General features: G+C 41.2%; 12 protein-coding genes. 3 read left to right on the top strand and 9 right to left on the bottom strand.

The genetic code is table 11. The annotated features are described in order from the left end of the window. Positions 1 to 220: 220 nt before the first annotated feature. The 6 genes from D0C36_RS09600 to D0C36_RS09575 all read right to left on the bottom strand — a co-directional run bounded on the left by D0C36_RS09600 (position 221) and on the right by D0C36_RS09575 (position 10490). Positions 221 to 2824: a DUF4132 domain-containing protein gene (locus D0C36_RS09600; RefSeq protein WP_117391302.1), complete on the bottom strand. Its 2604-nt coding sequence runs from the start codon at positions 2822 to 2824 to the stop codon at positions 221 to 223. A gap of 2 nt (positions 2825 to 2826) precedes the next feature. Continuing rightward, positions 2827 to 3216 (bottom strand): hypothetical protein, encoded by a 390-nt coding sequence (locus D0C36_RS09595; RefSeq protein WP_117391301.1) that lies wholly within the window; start codon positions 3214 to 3216, stop codon positions 2827 to 2829. A gap of 269 nt (positions 3217 to 3485) precedes the next feature. Next, positions 3486 to 5084 carry a hypothetical protein gene (locus tag D0C36_RS09590; protein ID WP_117391300.1) on the bottom strand — a complete coding sequence of 533 codons (1599 nt, stop codon included), beginning with the start codon at positions 5082 to 5084 and terminating at the stop codon, positions 3486 to 3488. A 1-nt stretch (position 5085) separates the two neighbouring features. After that, positions 5086 to 6933 carry a glycosyltransferase gene (locus D0C36_RS09585; RefSeq protein ID WP_117391299.1) on the bottom strand — a complete coding sequence of 616 codons (1848 nt, stop codon included), beginning with the start codon at positions 6931 to 6933 and terminating at the stop codon, positions 5086 to 5088. A gap of 80 nt (positions 6934 to 7013) precedes the next feature. Beyond that, a complete protein-coding gene (locus tag D0C36_RS09580) occupies positions 7014 to 9107 on the bottom strand; it encodes a cellulose biosynthesis cyclic di-GMP-binding regulatory protein BcsB (RefSeq protein WP_117391298.1) in 2094 nt (697 codons plus the stop codon). A gap of 33 nt (positions 9108 to 9140) precedes the next feature. Further along, positions 9141 to 10490, bottom strand: coding sequence for a sensor histidine kinase (locus tag D0C36_RS09575; protein WP_117391297.1), 1350 nt, complete (start codon positions 10488 to 10490; stop codon positions 9141 to 9143). A gap of 153 nt (positions 10491 to 10643) precedes the next feature. Here D0C36_RS09575 and D0C36_RS09570 point away from each other — a divergent pair, with 153 nt between their 5' ends. Both D0C36_RS09570 and D0C36_RS09565 read left to right on the top strand, forming a co-directional pair. Next, positions 10644 to 11684 (top strand): glycoside hydrolase family 5 protein, encoded by a 1041-nt coding sequence (locus D0C36_RS09570; RefSeq protein WP_147321974.1) that lies wholly within the window; start codon positions 10644 to 10646, stop codon positions 11682 to 11684. Between the two features lie 40 nt (positions 11685 to 11724). Beyond that, positions 11725 to 12705 (top strand): acyl-ACP desaturase, encoded by a 981-nt coding sequence (locus D0C36_RS09565; RefSeq protein ID WP_117391295.1) that lies wholly within the window; start codon positions 11725 to 11727, stop codon positions 12703 to 12705. A gap of 22 nt (positions 12706 to 12727) precedes the next feature. Here D0C36_RS09565 and D0C36_RS09560 read toward each other — a convergent pair whose 3' ends face one another. Continuing rightward, the gene (locus D0C36_RS09560) at positions 12728 to 13918 is read right to left on the bottom strand and encodes a TlpA disulfide reductase family protein (protein WP_117391294.1); all 1191 of its coding nucleotides are present in this window, start codon (positions 13916 to 13918) and stop codon (positions 12728 to 12730) included. A gap of 135 nt (positions 13919 to 14053) precedes the next feature. Here D0C36_RS09560 and D0C36_RS09555 point away from each other — a divergent pair, with 135 nt between their 5' ends. Continuing rightward, a complete protein-coding gene (locus D0C36_RS09555; protein WP_117391293.1) occupies positions 14054 to 14323 on the top strand; it encodes a hypothetical protein in 270 nt (89 codons plus the stop codon). A gap of 25 nt (positions 14324 to 14348) precedes the next feature. On the opposite strand, the gene D0C36_RS09550 is transcribed toward D0C36_RS09555, so the two are convergent. Further along, positions 14349 to 15962 (bottom strand): mechanosensitive ion channel family protein, encoded by a 1614-nt coding sequence (locus D0C36_RS09550; RefSeq protein WP_117391292.1) that lies wholly within the window; start codon positions 15960 to 15962, stop codon positions 14349 to 14351. Between the two features lie 33 nt (positions 15963 to 15995). Continuing rightward, a complete protein-coding gene (locus D0C36_RS09545; RefSeq protein ID WP_117391291.1) occupies positions 15996 to 16322 on the bottom strand; it encodes a hypothetical protein in 327 nt (108 codons plus the stop codon). Positions 16323 to 16410: the final 88 nt, after the last annotated feature.

Raw genomic sequence — 16410 nt, 5'->3', positions numbered from 1 at the left:
AGGTCGGTGCCAACTTTTATTAAAAGCCTTCACTGGAAACAGGAGAAGGCTTTTTTGCGTCCATACTTTTCTGAAAATCACTCACCACTATCCACTCACCCCGCAGGCGTTCAGTCGAATGAACGCTGATAGCGCCTTGTTAGCGTTAGAATAAATAGCAAGCTGTATTCCGGTTATTAATCGCCGGATGTTTAATGAGGTTTTTTGGGATTGCTTTAATCTAACGGCGATTGATTTGGGAAGTTATGGTTGTGTCGGTTATTTTATCATCTTCTGCTAAGAGGAATGCCTTAGATAAGATTACAGACATGCCTGCATCACCTTCAAATGGAATAAACAGATTTTCGGCGAGGTTTTTCTGGCTTCTATCCGGCACTATACATAAATACTGATCATTAGGCTCCATCAAAATATTGGTACTCCCAATGTGTATTTTGTAGGTCCGCAATTTGCCTTTTACCACAACAAATTTATCTTTAATTTCTGCCACCTTAGCTATCTTTAAGCGCGGTAATAGGTTGGTAAGGATCTCTTTACGATTTTTAGCCAGTTCAGACAAATCACCGAAAGAATAGGATTGCCAATAATTATTAAGCGCAGGCACCCCGCCTGAGTCCTGCCAGGTAGGGTCGTTACCAACGCTGGCAACTCCTACAAACAAGTCTACATCCCGTAAAACCTCTGAAAAAGGTAATACCGGCACATCTATCAAATTAACAATATTGCCATTAGTATCAACAAAACGAACCTGGTCTGTTGTTATATAATTCCATATACCAGTATCGTTGTAGGCATTATCTGCATTTACCTCGTTAACCCAATACTGTGCTCGTAAACCATACTCAGGTAGGTTAACTTCGGCTGTGCCGTTGTCGCGGCCATCGTCATAAGCACCAAGTAAAGAGTATCTCCATCCGCGCGATTTAGCCAGCGTGTTAAATTGATGCTGTTTTAATACGTGGGCCGCCATACGGTTACTGTAAGTGCGGGTATTTACCTCAGCTTCGGTAAGCAGATACACTTCTCTAAATGCTTGTTTTAACGGTTGCCTGATCTGATTTTGCGTAAGAAGATCGCGCCATTTTTTTACTTCAGCCACCGGCACCGTAGCCGGATGCCATAATGATATCTCCATTTCCTCAGTTAATGTAACCGGGGTGTTGTTATTATCTACCCATTGACCGTCTATCTGTAATATTGCGGTGGTTTGCCCGTTTTTGGTAACATTCCAAATAATCTGTTTGGTGAGAAAACTCATCAGCCCATGATCCAGAAAGAATTCTTTAAAGGCAGTAAAAGTGAACGTGCGCCCCGTCCTGAACATACGGTCAATACGGTCGCGTTGTGCAGATGTGGTTTGATCAATTTGCTTTTGTAATTCCTTTAGCTTTTTAAGGCGGGCAGCAAATTTACCTTTCACCAAGGCAGGAACAGTTTTCTGCTGAACGCCATCAGCCTTGTACCAATTTAGTTCAGATTTTCCCGGGCCTGTTATTTTTAATATACAGCTAAAGTTCTCAAACTGAAATTCGCGCGCTCCGTCCGTAAGTCCATGATCGTCCATAGCCATGTCCTCAATTTCGTGTGCAGAAACGCCCTGTTCTTTGGCAGCTTCATTGATATACTTCTCTATTAGCTGTTGAATATTGGATTGTTTGATGCGCAGTTTTAACCGTGATAGGTGCCCAATACCATCAAGACCTTTTGACTTGTACAATGCAAATAAAGCGGCATTCCCAACGGCACCGGCTGCCGGGCCTATGCCTGGCATCTTTTTATAACAACGCTCTGCAAGTTTTGCAAGATTATTTAAGGTAGTATTATCATGAAAATGCGAAGCCATCCACACAAAACCTTTAATAGAATCTGTATTGATAGCGCTGAGGAAGGTTGAGGTAGAATAGTTATAAATTCTATTGTCAAAGGTGTGGGTAGTGGTTACCGTGTTCTCTTTTAAATCAACTACAAACAAAAACCAATTGTTAAGCATGGCCTTAAATTTATCCGTGCCTAATTCTTTAAACAGATCTTTACTTTCTTGCAGGTATTTGTTAGACGGTTTTGACCCTGATGCTTTTATAGCTTTTGCAATAAGCTGATACCAGATTATTCGCTCATCCTGAGGTAAGGCTTCAATAGCCTGGTTAGCATGGGCAGAAAAAGGATCATCGCCTAAGAATAATGTTGGTTTAACTTTTTCGGTGCCGGCATTAGTTTTAAAGATCAGATTATCTATCTTCTCGGTAAGCTTTAGTTTATCCTTTTGATAGTAAGGGTAGTTTATCTCCTCTATTTTTGTTTTAAGACCGGTTAGTAGTTCTGGCATTTTACCGGGTATGCCGGTTTTGCCATACTGGTTGGTGAGCTGGTTAAGTAAAGCGGCAATTGGCCAGGTATTTAATGCCGACCAATCCCATTTTTTGTATGAATAGAATCCTTGGAGGATTTGATTCAGATCATCGCTATCTATCAGTAGTTTGGTTTTAAAAAGCTGGCTTAAATAAGCTGTTGTTACTTCTTTTTTCTGATAGTGTAATTGTGTTGATGAGTAACCGGATCCATACTGTTTATAGTAATCGCCGATACTGCGGATACAATAAAGAATCATGGCTATCTTCTTCTTATCGTCCCATTTGGCTACGTCATCAGTATATACAGATATTTGATTGAGTTTAATACTCCAGAAATAAGAACTGGTTTTGGAATACTCAGCATGTGTAGCATCAATAACTTTGGCAAACTCGCCCCCGGCTTCGGCAGGCGCGGACTGTTCTGCAGATGTGTTTTTTGAGAACACATTTTTTATCTTATCAAAAAGGTTCATTTTTAGCCGCCAACTAAAGGTGTTAATTTAATAAAACTGATTTTTGTATGGGTGCTAAGCTCAACCTGCTGTTCAAGACTTTCTGATTGTACATTGTTCACCAATACAAAAAAAGCATTGCTTTGAAAAGCATGCAATGCAACAAATACCTGCTTCTCGGCATCTATTACAGCTTTGTTTTTTAATTTAAAACCGTTAAGTGTTTTTTCGGCATGGGTTGGTTCAACAAGTCCGTTAAAGAATTGCGGCAGTTTTTTGTTGTATTCTTCAACCTCTTTCGTCACCCTTGAGGTTATGATGTCCTTCATGGTAACTGTAGTGGTATCAAATTCTAAATCGAGTTCCTGCAGTATTTTTCCCGCAAAGGTTTCGTCTTTTATAGTGATGATCATAGTAATTTCGATAAGGTGTTGATCAGACTATAAATATATTAGATTTCTTGATTAAAGCGATGGCTAAATCTAATATGCAGTGTGATGGTAGTTGTGAGCTTGTGCTTATGAAAGATTGTACACAAGAAGGATTTTGTTCTGAAAGCACGACGTCGATTGGTTAAAAGAGATAGAATAATCTGTTTGCATCGTCGTAAACAGTTTCAATAACCCACTTATCCGATCGACTTTTGAGAATGCCTAAAGTAAATTTGGTATAAATGAATCTTTTACCTGCCTATCATGCGGCCAAATTCGCTGCCGCTGGCGTTGGTGATAACGCGGTATACCGTCCAGTCGTCGGTTTCGTATACTTTGCGGAAGTTGAGATCGGAGATGGCTTTGCGGATGCTGACGATATACCTATCATTTAGCTGGGTATAGCCCGATTCGATGTTGCGGGCGTTGGCTACTATTACGTAATCAACATATTTATCGGGCGACTCCAGCGCGCTCAAGAAATTGCCTTCGTATGGCATTATCAATGGCTTAATATCTTTTGTAAAGGCTACAATGGGATAGGCTATGGCATCATCAACCAATACGTGCGAGTCGCTTGGCAGGCTGTTTAGGTAGTTGGCAATATCAATGTTATCTGTTTCTACAGCATCTTCGGTACGGTCAACCAGTACTTTGGTAAAGTTGCGCTCTTCGGCAATGTTTGAGGTGCGCAGGTAGTACCATCCAAAATAGATCTGTACCAGTATTAATCCTAACAGGCAAAACTTAAACAGGCCCTGGCTTTTTACAGTTCGTGCTTTTAGTATTACGGCCAAAAAGGCCAGTATCATAAACATCAAATAGTATTGGTAAGCCAGGAAAACCTTATCGTACTTGATATGCAGGAACTCGATAAACGCAAACGGGATAAGAATAGTAAGTACCTGGTAGGTGCTCTCGCGGAATAGCCAAACGGCTATCAGTATCATGGGCGCAAATATGATTACGCGTGCCGATAGCAGCAGCGATACTTCGGGTATCTGATATTGGGTATTGGTGGTTAACTGGTCAAAACTCAGTTTATCTATCAGTACGTTCCAGGTGGCGTAAGGGCTTTCGGCAAAGTAGTTAAGATCGCTGGCGTGGGTTAGGTTTAATAGTTTATAACATAGCACGGCCACCAGCGGTAAGCTGAACATAATAATGTACAGCGCAAATGTTTTATTTACCAATTTACGCCTTAACGACGGGCTATTGAAACTCATGAACAACCTGAAGATGGACTCTTGCTCGCTAAGGTTTAAACTATGGATGGTAATAGCCAGTATTAACGGTAAAAAGAATAGCGTTAACCACACAAACTTATAATCGCAAAAGATTAAACCTACCAAACTTAAACTGGCAATGGATACGTGGAAGGTTGTATTTGAGCGATAAAATTTGAACAGATTAAGGAAGAAAAGGAAGAAGCATATCAGTATCAGATAAATGCTTTTGCCTGATGCTGCTGTGTAGATGACACCCGGGTGAAACAAGAAGATCACCAATAGCAACATGATGTAACTATTATCCTGCAGCCTTTTTGCGGTGTTGCTGGCAATAATATAGAACAGTATTGCGGTACCTACTGCCGATGCCAGTACCGGTGCCAGAGTGTAGCTTATTGGGGTAAACAAAAATGTGGCATAGAAGGGGATAAGTGGTGCGGTTAAGCCCATTGTTTTTAGGCGATTGCCTAAACCCTCAAATACTATTTTTGCCTTCTCTATATAAAACAACGACTCGTTGTTGTAGTAGTCCAGCTTATTTAAATACACGGCGCATACCAGGTAGTAAGCCACCAGGAATAGTGTAATAATAGCTAAATATACTGCACCGGATATCTTCATGTTATTTTACAAGGTTTGTTGGGTTGTTCACTTTACTTAAACCATGGTTTGTTTTTTCCCAATAGAAAGGTTTTACAATGAGCTGGTATAGGCCCTTATAAGCCGATATAGAGTGCATTAACCAGTATATTGGGTTGGCAATAGCAAATAATATTAACTCGTAATAGCGGCGTTTAAACACGGCTATCATGTTTACGTAGATCATGAGGATGTTACCCACCATGAGGTTGAAGATGGACATGAACAACACCCAATCAGGGAACAAGCTGCGGATGCTGGAGAGGTCAAACACCACGTAAGCGATAAATATCAGCAACAACAGCGGATATACCAAAAAAGTGATAGGTGTTGCACCGATAAAGAAGTTAAAGCCCAAGAATCCTTTCCATCCAATTTCGCGGATAAGATTTGCCGGGTTACGCATGTGTACGAGGTAGGTTTGCATATAACCCTTAATCCAGCGGCTGCGCTGACGGATCCAGTTGAAAGGCTCGTTATTTGCTTCTTCGTAAGTGGTAGAGTTGATGATGGCTATTTTGTGCCCCTTTGCATAAGCGCGTACACCTAAGTCGGCATCCTCGGTTACGTTGAACGGATCCCATGCGCCAAGGTCAACCAGCTCCTGTAGCTTAAAGTGATTACTGGTGCCCCCCAAGGGGATAGGAATATCCAGCGTATCCAAACCAGGCAGCATATAGTCAAACCAGTACGAGTACTCCAGCGTAAACATACGGGTAAGGAAGTTCTCGTTACGGTTAAAGTAGTTGAGTGCGCTTTGTACGCAAATATATTCTTCGGGCAGTTTATTAAATAACGTTACTACCTTCTTCAGTTGGTCGGTGTCGGGGATATCCTCGGCATCGTAAATGGTAAGGTATTTGCCGCGGGCAAAGTACAGGCCATAGTTACAAGCTTTTGGTTTTGTTTTAGGCATGTGGAAAGGCACCACAATTACCTCAAAAATTGCCGGGAAATCGAGGTTTTTTACTGCGTTAAAAGTTTTGTCGTCTTCTTCCTCTATCAACAGTTTTACATCCAGCTTATGGCGTGGGTAATCGATAGATTGCAGGTTCCAGATGAGTTTCTTTATCAGTTTATCTTCTTTATAAACCGGCAACAGGATGGTATAGGTTGGCAGGGTGCTGTCATCAACCTGCCTAATGTCTTCGCGGGTTACGGCCTGGTGCAGCTCAAACCTTGAACCTACCAAGGCCAGGAAAAGCTTAAAAATAATAGCCACCAAAAAGAACGAACTGATGAGTACGTTGATAATGATGGATGTGTTTTTAAAGCTCATCACCAAACCAATGGCAACCAAAGCTATCAGCACAAAAAGTACAATCAGCTGTGCGGTAGAAAAAGTTACTACGGCAGAGCTATCGGGGTCGCGCTTTACCAGTTCAAAAACTGCTGCTTTTACGTAACGCTCGCCCAGTAATTTGTTGCTTAACCAGGTAATATCAAGATCTGAGGTGAGGATAACCTCGGCATCAAGATCATAAGTAAAGCGGATAAAATCGTGCGCAAGCTGATCATCGGGTGCCGCCATCAGGGTTACCACCTTTCCGTTCTCGATACGCAGAGGCAAAAACAAACGCTCGTGCGCAAATGGTAGGTCTATCTTATCTAAGATATCCTGGTCATGGGCTTCCTCGCGCGGGTGTTCATTGATAGTAAAGCCCGCATTAAGTAAGGAGCGATCGTAATTTTTACGTGAGATATACCCCGAGGTAAGCGCTATTTTGATAAACGACAGGCCCGATTCCTGCGCGTAAGCTTCAATGCCTTCGCGCTCGGTAGCGGTTAAAAAGCCGTCATTAACCAATAAATCAGGAATAGATACACTCATGAATATTTCTCTGTCTCTTAATTAAACTTTGTGCAGCGATGCTCGAAACACCGCTGCACATATATCCCGCAAAAGAGAAATTAGTCGTTAAATAACTCCTGTGATTTTTGTACCCTCGAGCGTATGTACAAGAATGATAACAGTATCAATACCAATATACCTAATAAGATATACAGGTTATAGTTATCCCAGAAACGGGTTAAAGCGCTTTTGGTATCAATGTACTCCAGGTTATCGCTCGATTTATTGATGTTGAACAGGTATTTATTGTTGTTAACATCAGATATACAAACGTTACTTGACAGGGTTGATAACTGCTCTGTTATAGATTTTGATGCAGCCAGGAACGCCTCGGCCAGGTGTTTACCGGTAGCAGTTAATACCAGGGTAGCATTGTTGCTACGGCCATAGAATATCTGCGCTAAACCATTTGATGTAGTATCAGATAATGAGTATACCACCGAGTTGTTGTCCGTGTTGTATAACCTGAAGTTTTTATCAAACTTAATAGGTGCATCAGGGAACTCTCCGTTTTTGAACATCTGGTCGTCTTTAGATAATAAAGCGATAACATTGTTCTTTTTCAGATCTGTTGAGGTTAACTCATCAGAGTAAGAAAACTCAGGGAAGTTGTTAGCGTTGATGTTATTGTTTAACTCGTAAATGATCTCGCCCATTGCGCCGGCTGCATACTTAGCATAAGGTTTTGATACCACAATGCGGGTTGTGCCACGGTTAAATGCTTCAGGATACTGGTAGAAGCTCAGGTCGCTGGTGATGAACGGGTTTTTAGATTCTAAGTATGATTTATCAACATCTAACTCGGCAAAGAAGTTAGTGAAGCTGTTTTTACAGTTGCCGGCATTTGGGTAAAAGCGGAACTCGCACTCCAGCGTGTTGTATTTGTGGTGTTGGTACCTGTTAATGGTAACAGAGGTATTTAGTTTGCCTGATGCGTCAAGCTTTTCGCTGCTTAGCAATAAACCGTTCAGGTAGATGTTGAAGAAACCGCGGTCGCCTGGGTTAAGGGCACTGTAGTTGGCCACCACACGTATCTCAACCTCTTTAGGGGTAAAGCTAAAATCTGAGTTTTTAAAGTTAAAGGCACTTTTTAACGAACCAATGCCCGAAAGGAAGTCGCTAACACCGCCAATTTGCTTAAAGGTTAGTTTAGAGCGGTTCTCATCAATGGTTTTAAAGAAAGTGTTCTGCGCTTTGTTGATCAATAAGTAATCGCCAAAGGTTGAGTTTAACACGTTCATGTTACCCAGGGCAGTAATGGTTTTCTCGTAACCGGCATCGTCACCACCGGTAACAAACAATACCTCAGAAGGTACAACTTCTTGTGATACCGCACGTGTAGGCACAAACTTACCGTTCACGTTAATCATGTTGGTGATGGTATCAGTAACAGTTGTTACCGATTTATTGAGGTATAATAAACCCTGGTTGCTCTGCGGGCTTACTTTAATAAGGCTGCGCTGTGCCTCAGGCAAGGTATTGATGGCACCTACCATGATGTAGTTTCTAACGGTATCAGGTAACTGGTCTATCTGGTAAACGCCAATGTTTCTTTGCTGTGTTTTCTTTAAACGCGCGTAAGCCCACGCAACGGCTTTAAGATCATGCAGGGTTGGGTTGCTGTTGTAAACAATAGCGGTTTTGGTATCAAAACAGTTGCTGATATTGATATTGGTAAAGAAATTCTTGTTGCTTTTTGTAAGCGACAGGTACGAGTAGTTTTTCACCTTTACCCACATTGCCGGGTTATCCAGGTCGCGGCATTGGTCATCAGTAATGGTTAGTGCTGTTTTAACCTGCATTTTGAGATAGTTATCGGCAGGTACGTCGGCACGGCTAAGGTTTATCTTTATTTGCTGGATAGAATCTTTTGTTAACCTGCCGCTATAAACAGGTTTTGTGCCAATGAACAGGTTGATGTACGATTTTTCGCGTATCAGGGCCTGTGATGGCTCAATAAAAAGAACAAGCTTGCTGCCGTTCATTTCATACTGTGGCGTTATCTTAAAATAGAAAGATATGGCGCCGCTCATACCAAATATAGGCTCATCATCATTATGGCCCATTGATTTGAATGAGATGATCTTTTGAGCCTGCCCAAAAGCAAATGTTGTAAGAAGTATGAAGGCTAAAAGGGTGAAAAGTCTTTTCATCAGATTATAGCGTTAGTTACAGATTTAAGCGTGTTAGTTTATTACGTAGAATTCTACTCTAAAATAGTTTCCGTTATCGTTACTGCGGTAGGTAAGTTCACCGCCAAGTTCTTGTGTCATTAGTTTGGCAATAGAAAGGCCCAGGCCAAGTCTGCTTTCGCCCGCACCGCCCGATGCATCGTTCAAAGTTTTTAGTTTATTGAACATCATATCCAGCTCATCCTGGCCAATTGGTACACCTTCGTCTATTATCTCGAATACAAATTTTTGGCGCTGCAAACTGGTAACCACACGTATACTGTTATTAGTTTGCGAAAACTTAATTGCATTTGATAACAGGTTTTGAAAAACCTGCCCAACAAAAACTTTATCGAGTTTAACGTTCAAAGGCAATTTCAGGATGCTATCAACCAAATGAATGTTCTTCATGTTAGCTGTTTCCTGTAAGCCTTTAAATACATGGGTAACCTCGTGATTGATGTCAAAGATCTCCATGTTAAATTTCATATCAGGAGACTCTATCTCTTTAACATCCATTAGTTTGTTAAGCATGTACTGCATTTTTTCAGATGCTTCTGAAATAAAATGGGTGTATTCCTTTTGGTCGTTGCTTAGGCGATAGTCCTCTTCTTTAAGCATGTTGTTACTCATCACTATCTGGCCAATAAGGTTTTTCAAGTCGTGGCCGGCTATATTGATGAAGTTGTTTTTCTGATCGTCAAGTTTGCGCAGTTGCTCGTACTGGCGATCAATAATGTTGTTTTTTTCGTTGATGTTCTGGTTCTGCTCTTTCAATTGCTCGTTTGATTTTTCGATGAGCAACTGGGCGCGCACCTCGCGGCCTATTACTTTATAGCGCACATTTGGTATAAGGCATGATAAGAAGGCGATAATAAAGAACATCGAACCACCGTTGTTTATCACCAGCTCAAGTGTGTATTCACTAAATATGTTGTAAAAAACGGCGAGCAGTAATACGGCAATTAAACCCTGTATGATAGAGTTTATTGGCTCCCAAAATACCTGCAGGTTAAAAAATAATATTACTACAGCATAAATAAGGTAGTAAGTAGTTTGCTGCTGAATGTTAACCACGTTGCAAAGGAGCGCACATGTGGCAGATAGTATAAAGAAGCAGATGTGCAGCAACGTTCGGTAATTATACTTTTTTACCTGAAACCAGCTATACAAGCCATATATAATTAATATGGATATGATACGAACTATAAAAAATTGCAGCCAGATGTTGGGCGCAAAAATATAGTCTACAACGCTGAATATCGGGTATAAGAATATTATTGTCCAGATAATATTGTTGGTTTGATACCAGGCTTTTTTGAGTATCTCCTTTTTATACTCTTCCTTTGAAATTTGAACAAACATTTGTATCCTTATTTGTATATCTATCCTTAATAAACATTAAGTAAAAGGGTGAAAAATAAACCAATTAAAAATATTATACCAAAATTGCTTTTAGTGGGTTGTATTTTAATACCAATTATAAGCACAATCCACCTTATTGCAAAAAATAATCCAATGCCTCAAAGCATCAGGCAAATTGCTTTTAAACGTTCACGCAGCTTAAATAATGGCGTAAGTGTCTCTTGGCTCGAACAAACGTGGAACCCCAAAGTTTGGGATGAAAACCCACTTAAAACCTCAGGTTTTGAACTTTTGAGAAAACTCAATATAAAAACTATCAGATTACCGGTGGCTTTTGAATATTTCAATGATACTGGCATTCCCGATGAGAAAGTATTTGCACAAATTGATGAAGTTTTGAAACAATGCAAAAAGTACGACTTCAATCTTATCATCGATTTTCACTACGGTAAACTTACAGATAATAACTATTTAACCGAAACGCCGAAAGTGATTGCCCTTTGGTTAAAGTTAACTGAAAGGTTTATACGCGAGAGCCCCGATAAGGTTTTCTTTGAGTTGTATAACGAACCTCCCCATATAGACCCCAAAGTGTGGCACGATGCAGCGTACAATATTGTAACCGCCATCCGTAAGGTAGATAAGAACCGCACTCTTATCATCGGCGCATCAAACTTTAACAGCATTTATGAGCTGAGCCGTATGGAAAGATTGGCCGATGAGAACATCATTTACACCTTCCACTTTTATGAGCCTTTTTTATTTACCCACCAGGGGGCAGATTGGGTAGGGGGGCAAATGGCTACCACCGGCATACCGTTCCCTTACAATGCGGCAGCCTACCCACCCATGAACCCGAAGGTAATAGGCACCTGGGGCGAAAATAATTACCACCAATATTTAAAAGACGGTAACGAGCAATCTATCCATGATAAATTGCAGATAGTAAAGAAATGGGCCGACAAATATTTTGTACCCGTAATATGTGGCGAATATGGTGTATATAATAAATATGCCGACCAGGATAGCCGCTGCAGATACATCAAAGCCATGCGGCAAAACCTTAAGGCGGTAGGCATTCCCGGTATATTGTGGGATTACAATACCAATTTCAGTATTTTCGATGGCGAGCCTTCTTTAGAAAATTTACCCGATTGTATGAAACAAGCCATCGGGTTTAACGGTTCTAAATAAATACATTAAATTGCTTACCTTTGCGCACTAATACGGTTATATGAAATTCTTCGAAGAAAAACGACGTGAGGTGATGAAGCATATAGAAAAGTTCATGCTTGAAAAGATGAACGAGTACTTGAAGCCTATCGATACCATTTGGCAGCCGTCAGACTTTTTGCCTGATGCATCGCGCGATACGTTTTTTAGCGAGATAAAAGAATTGCAGGAAAGCGCGCAAGGTTTATCTTATGACCTGGTTGCCGTTTTAATTGGCGATACAATCACCGAGGAAGCACTGCCTACCTACGAATCATGGTTAACCATGGTTGAAGGTGTTAGCGACGACGAAGAAGGTGGCTGGATGAAATGGACCCGCCACTGGACTGCCGAAGAGAACCGCCACGGCGATCTGCTTAACAAATACCTTTACTTAAGCGGCCGCGTTAACATGCGCGCCATGGAAGTATCAACCCAGTATTTAATTGCTGATGGTTTTGATATAGGTACTGGCCACGACCCTTACCGTAACTTCATATATACATCGTTCCAGGAATTGGCAACAAACGTATCGCACCGCAGGGTAGCATCGCACGCTAAAAAGGCAGGTGATACCTTGTTATCAAAAATGTGTGGTGTAATTGCCAGTGATGAAGCACGCCACGCAAAAGCTTACAAATACTTTATAGAACGTACTTTTGAGGTTGATGCCAACGAGGCAATGATAGCTTTTGAAGATATGATGCGCAAGAAAATTGTGATGCCCGCGCATTTCCTTCGCGAGGTTGGTTTAAAGATCGGCCAAACCTTTGGCCATTTTACTGACGCAGCACAACGCCTGGGTGTTTACACTGCTATTGATTACGTTGATATATTAAAAGAACTAATAGCCGACTGGCACATTGCCAGCATTACCGACCTAAAAGAAGACGGCGAAAAAGCCCGCGACTATATCATGGCCCTGCCAGACAGGTTGCTGCGCGTTGCGGAACGTATGAAAAACCCAATGCTGGAATATAAGTTTAGCTGGATAGACGGATAAGCTCTAAGTCTTAAGCCAGTAGTCAGAAATCACGAAATGATATTAAAACCCTCTTTGTTTGCAAAGAGGTTTTTTTGTTTTTTAAAGGATTACTTAAAGCCTCAGCAAGAGTCTTGCTTAAAATTGTATCTACGCTTTGCTCATCGTTAATAATAGCAACCAGCTTGCCTTCTTTATCTATCAGGAACAAAGCCGGGATAGTTGTAATGCCGTATTGGGCGATTAGCGGGCACTCATTTGAAAACTCAATTTTTGTAGGGAAGATGTTTTTCCACTGCGTCATGTTTTCTTTTGCAACAGCTTTCTTCCACTTTTCGGGCGTGTAATCCATGTTAATACCAATAACCTCGAGGCCTTTAGCATGGTATTTATCGTATAGCGCTTTCACTTTCGGCAACATGGCCAGGCATGGGCCGCACCAGCTTGCCCAAAAATCCAGCAGCACATATTGTTTCCCGCGGAAGTTATATAGGCGTACTTGTTTGTTGTCTATGCCTTTCTCCATAAAGTCGGCAGCCATGTCCCCAACTTTTGGAGTCTGCGGTTTAAAGGAAGGGTGTTGCAGGTAAGCGTTGATCTGTTTGCCGATGGCACTGTTCTTTATTTGCGGAGCAAGCTTGCTGTATTGTAACGCTAAAGAATCGCGGTATTGGTAGCCCGCGTATTTCTTCATCAGGAATGGGCTAAGATATGAATCGGGATGGGTGTTTATAAATCCGAACTCAAGTTGCCTTATCTTGCCTTTTCTTAAAAGGCGTTTTGCATCATCCGTTTCATTGCTGTATTTGCCGGTGGCCGATGCTATATCATTGCTAATGGTTTCTTCATCCTTGTTCAGCTTGCTAAATTCATTCTGAGTAATTGATCCTGACAGCCCTGACTGGTTCACATTTTCCTTATTAATAACTATCGTCATTTCTTTAGGTTCGATAAACAGGTTGCCGCTTTTTTTATATGAGCGGTCTTTACCACGGATGTTAAGCCAAATAGTTGTTGGTTCGGAGATAGTTCCGTTAATAACAAAAGTTGCTTTATTGGTGATAATGGAGTCTTTTATAGTTTCTCCCTTTTCGTTCAGATATTGTATATCTATTGTATCGCGGGTATGGGTATCTACCGTTCCACGTAGAATAAAAGCATGCGGTTTTTTGGTTTGAGCCGCGGCCGAATAGCAGCCGATAAGGCTTAGTATAATGATAGATAATTTTTTCATAGGAATAGAAGAGGTATAATCAAATATATAACTAAATAATTAGTTATAGAAAAGAGATGAAAATATCCCTATTTTTAAAAGATACGGATGGCATGAGTACCCATTCGCGTTTTTTACTGACCTGATAATTTAGAAATGATAACAGACCTGATCCAAACTATTGACAGAACCGTAACGTTGGCACAAGTAAGATTTAACACCGAGAGCGATGGCTGCAACTTTTGCTGGCGATTGATATTAGATGGTGAAGAAATTATTGTAGAGTCGGTTGATATACAGGCGCCTGTTTTTACCTCTAAAGACTGGATAGAAGCCATTCAGAAATATAAGCACCATATCTCCGTAAAGGATTGCAATGTATTGGTAGATGCATCGGGCAATGCTTTAATTACCGAAGCTAAATAATGCTGTTTAATATTTAATAAGCAGGTTATTCTTTTTCGTTTTTAACAGAGAAGCCCGGTGCTTTGTAATCTTTAGGCAAATTATTGTGAAGCATCTGTACATGATTACCATCGCGCAATGCCATGTATTGCGGCGACATGATCTCTATACCTGCTTCGTTAAATGTATCCTGGATGTTTTGATAAAGGTTTGAGTAAAGAACGGCCATTTGGTTAGGTTTATCGGTATAGGCATTTATCTGGTAGCTTACATTAAAATCGTTAAGGGCTGTTTGTAAAACAAAGGGTTTTGGATTTTTTAATACACCTTCTGTTTTTTCGGCGGCGTTGATAAGCATATCATAAACCTGCTGCCATGGTACATCGTAACCGATGGTAACGGTGGTATTTAATATCAGCCCGAAGGTTTTTGCTGTTGATGAATAATTTACGCTGTGCCCATTCAATACAGTAGCGTTGGGTATGGTAACATCCTCGTTTTTAATGGTGCGGATACGGGTAACCAGTACGTTCTTCTCTATCACATCGCCGGTAACATCGCCCAGTTTAACGCGGTCGCCAATTTTAAAGGGGCGCATATAAGTAAGCACCACGCCCGATATCATGTTTGATATGGCCGAGGACGAGCCGAATGAGAATAACACCCCCAGAAATACGGTGACGCCCTGGAAAACTTTAGAATCAGACCCCGGCAGGTATGGCCATATCACCACAAACATAAAGGCGTATAACAGTATCCTGATGATGTTGTAGGTAGGCATGGCCCACTCAGGATAAAAGCCGTTGATGGTGAAAGCGCCATTTTCTATTTCTTTAGAAATAAATCGCACCAGTTTAACCACATAAAAAGTAACGGTAAATATTACGGCTATGGTTAACAGGTTAGGGATGTAATGCACCAAAGCTAAGGCGATGCTCTTTAGCGGGTCAACGATATAGCTTAGCAATTGCGTGGCAATCGGTTTTGATGATGGGAAAATAAAAAACAGGATAGGCAGTGCAAGGTATATTACCAACACTATAATAAATACCCTTACTGCTTTTACAGCACTGTTGATAAACGGAAGCGCGCGGTTGGCATAACCAACAGGCGCACCCTTAGCTGCAAGTTTTTTAAGCCTGCTTTCCCAGGCAGTTATAGTGCGCATCCTTACCCACCTGAAGGCTTTGTTGATGGCCCATATCAATACCACCAATAATATCACCACCGCAACTGCCTCGAGGATATTTATAGTGAGGCGTTTAAAATTGGTGTCCTCAAAAATATCGCCCAATTTGGTTTTCAATACTTCCTGATAATGCGCTGCCAGTTGCGGCCGGTTAAGTTCGGTGAACGAGGCGTCCTTATCATTCACCACCATTATCATATCGGTTTTGTAGGTGATAACCGAAGAGGCAGTATCATTTTTTACAGTGATAGAATCGGCAACAAAATCTAAGCGGCTAACGATCTTATTGAGGCGTTGGGTAATTATCTGGGCGCGTTCGTTAATATTAAACAAGCCCTGGCCTGCGTACACCCTTAACAACGTATCGTTATGAACAATCACAGGTATGCCAGCCGATTTAACAACCTGCTGACCGGCCGCAGTTAAATACAGTAAAGAAGCAAAAAACAGAAAGAGGAAAACTTTACGCATGGGCTTTATCTAAGCTACAAATTATTCAGGATATCAGCCTTCCTCAACCAGATCCGTTCCCAAATTGCCCGATAGATCTTCAAAAATAAGGTTGAGGATAGACTCGATAGTGACTGAGTTTACGTCATCAACGTAATGCTCGTTGCGGGTTATCCATAGTTCATCGTCCTGCACGGCAATGGTGAACAGGGCGCCATCATATAACTCAGGCTGAGTGATCACTATACCTTCCGGGGTATTCTCCACCGTAAAGTTGATATCGCTTTGTCGCTGTTTATGAAACAGCGGGTTCAACTGGTCTTTAATATGGTTGTACAGCTTTTCAACTTCTATAGGTTTATGCAGGGTGATGGTCTTCATGGCTTGCGTGTTTAATATAATTACAAATGGCTGTTTGGTTTGTTTAAACCCGGCTTTTATTTAAAGTTTTAAAACAGCAGCTTTGCCT

Source organism: Mucilaginibacter conchicola, from assembly GCF_003432115.1.
GTDB lineage: Bacteria > Bacteroidota > Bacteroidia > Sphingobacteriales > Sphingobacteriaceae > Mucilaginibacter > Mucilaginibacter conchicola.
Note: the sequence above shows the minus strand (reverse complement) of the source record. Positions and strands in the feature narration are given on the sequence as shown.

Excerpts from the sequence above, each read along its gene's own strand:
- D0C36_RS09595 (WP_117391301.1), bottom strand. The coding sequence starts at position 3,216 with ATGATCATCACTATAAAAGACGAAACCTTTGCGGGAAAAATACTGCAG.
- D0C36_RS09550 (WP_117391292.1), bottom strand. The coding sequence starts at position 15,962 with ATGCGTAAAGTTTTCCTCTTTCTGTTTTTTGCTTCTTTACTGTATTTA.
- D0C36_RS09565 (WP_117391295.1), top strand. The coding sequence starts at position 11,725 with ATGAAATTCTTCGAAGAAAAACGACGTGAGGTGATGAAGCATATAGAA.
- D0C36_RS09570 (WP_147321974.1), top strand. The coding sequence starts at position 10,644 with ATGCCTCAAAGCATCAGGCAAATTGCTTTTAAACGTTCACGCAGCTTA.
- D0C36_RS09555 (WP_117391293.1), top strand. The coding sequence starts at position 14,054 with ATGATAACAGACCTGATCCAAACTATTGACAGAACCGTAACGTTGGCA.
- D0C36_RS09545 (WP_117391291.1), bottom strand. The coding sequence starts at position 16,322 with ATGAAGACCATCACCCTGCATAAACCTATAGAAGTTGAAAAGCTGTAC.
- D0C36_RS09585 (WP_117391299.1), bottom strand. The coding sequence starts at position 6,933 with ATGAGTGTATCTATTCCTGATTTATTGGTTAATGACGGCTTTTTAACC.
- D0C36_RS09575 (WP_117391297.1), bottom strand. The coding sequence starts at position 10,490 with ATGTTTGTTCAAATTTCAAAGGAAGAGTATAAAAAGGAGATACTCAAA.
- D0C36_RS09580 (WP_117391298.1), bottom strand. The coding sequence starts at position 9,107 with ATGAAAAGACTTTTCACCCTTTTAGCCTTCATACTTCTTACAACATTT.
- D0C36_RS09600 (WP_117391302.1), bottom strand. The coding sequence starts at position 2,824 with ATGAACCTTTTTGATAAGATAAAAAATGTGTTCTCAAAAAACACATCT.
- D0C36_RS09560 (WP_117391294.1), bottom strand. The coding sequence starts at position 13,918 with ATGAAAAAATTATCTATCATTATACTAAGCCTTATCGGCTGCTATTCG.
- D0C36_RS09590 (WP_117391300.1), bottom strand. The coding sequence starts at position 5,084 with ATGAAGATATCCGGTGCAGTATATTTAGCTATTATTACACTATTCCTG.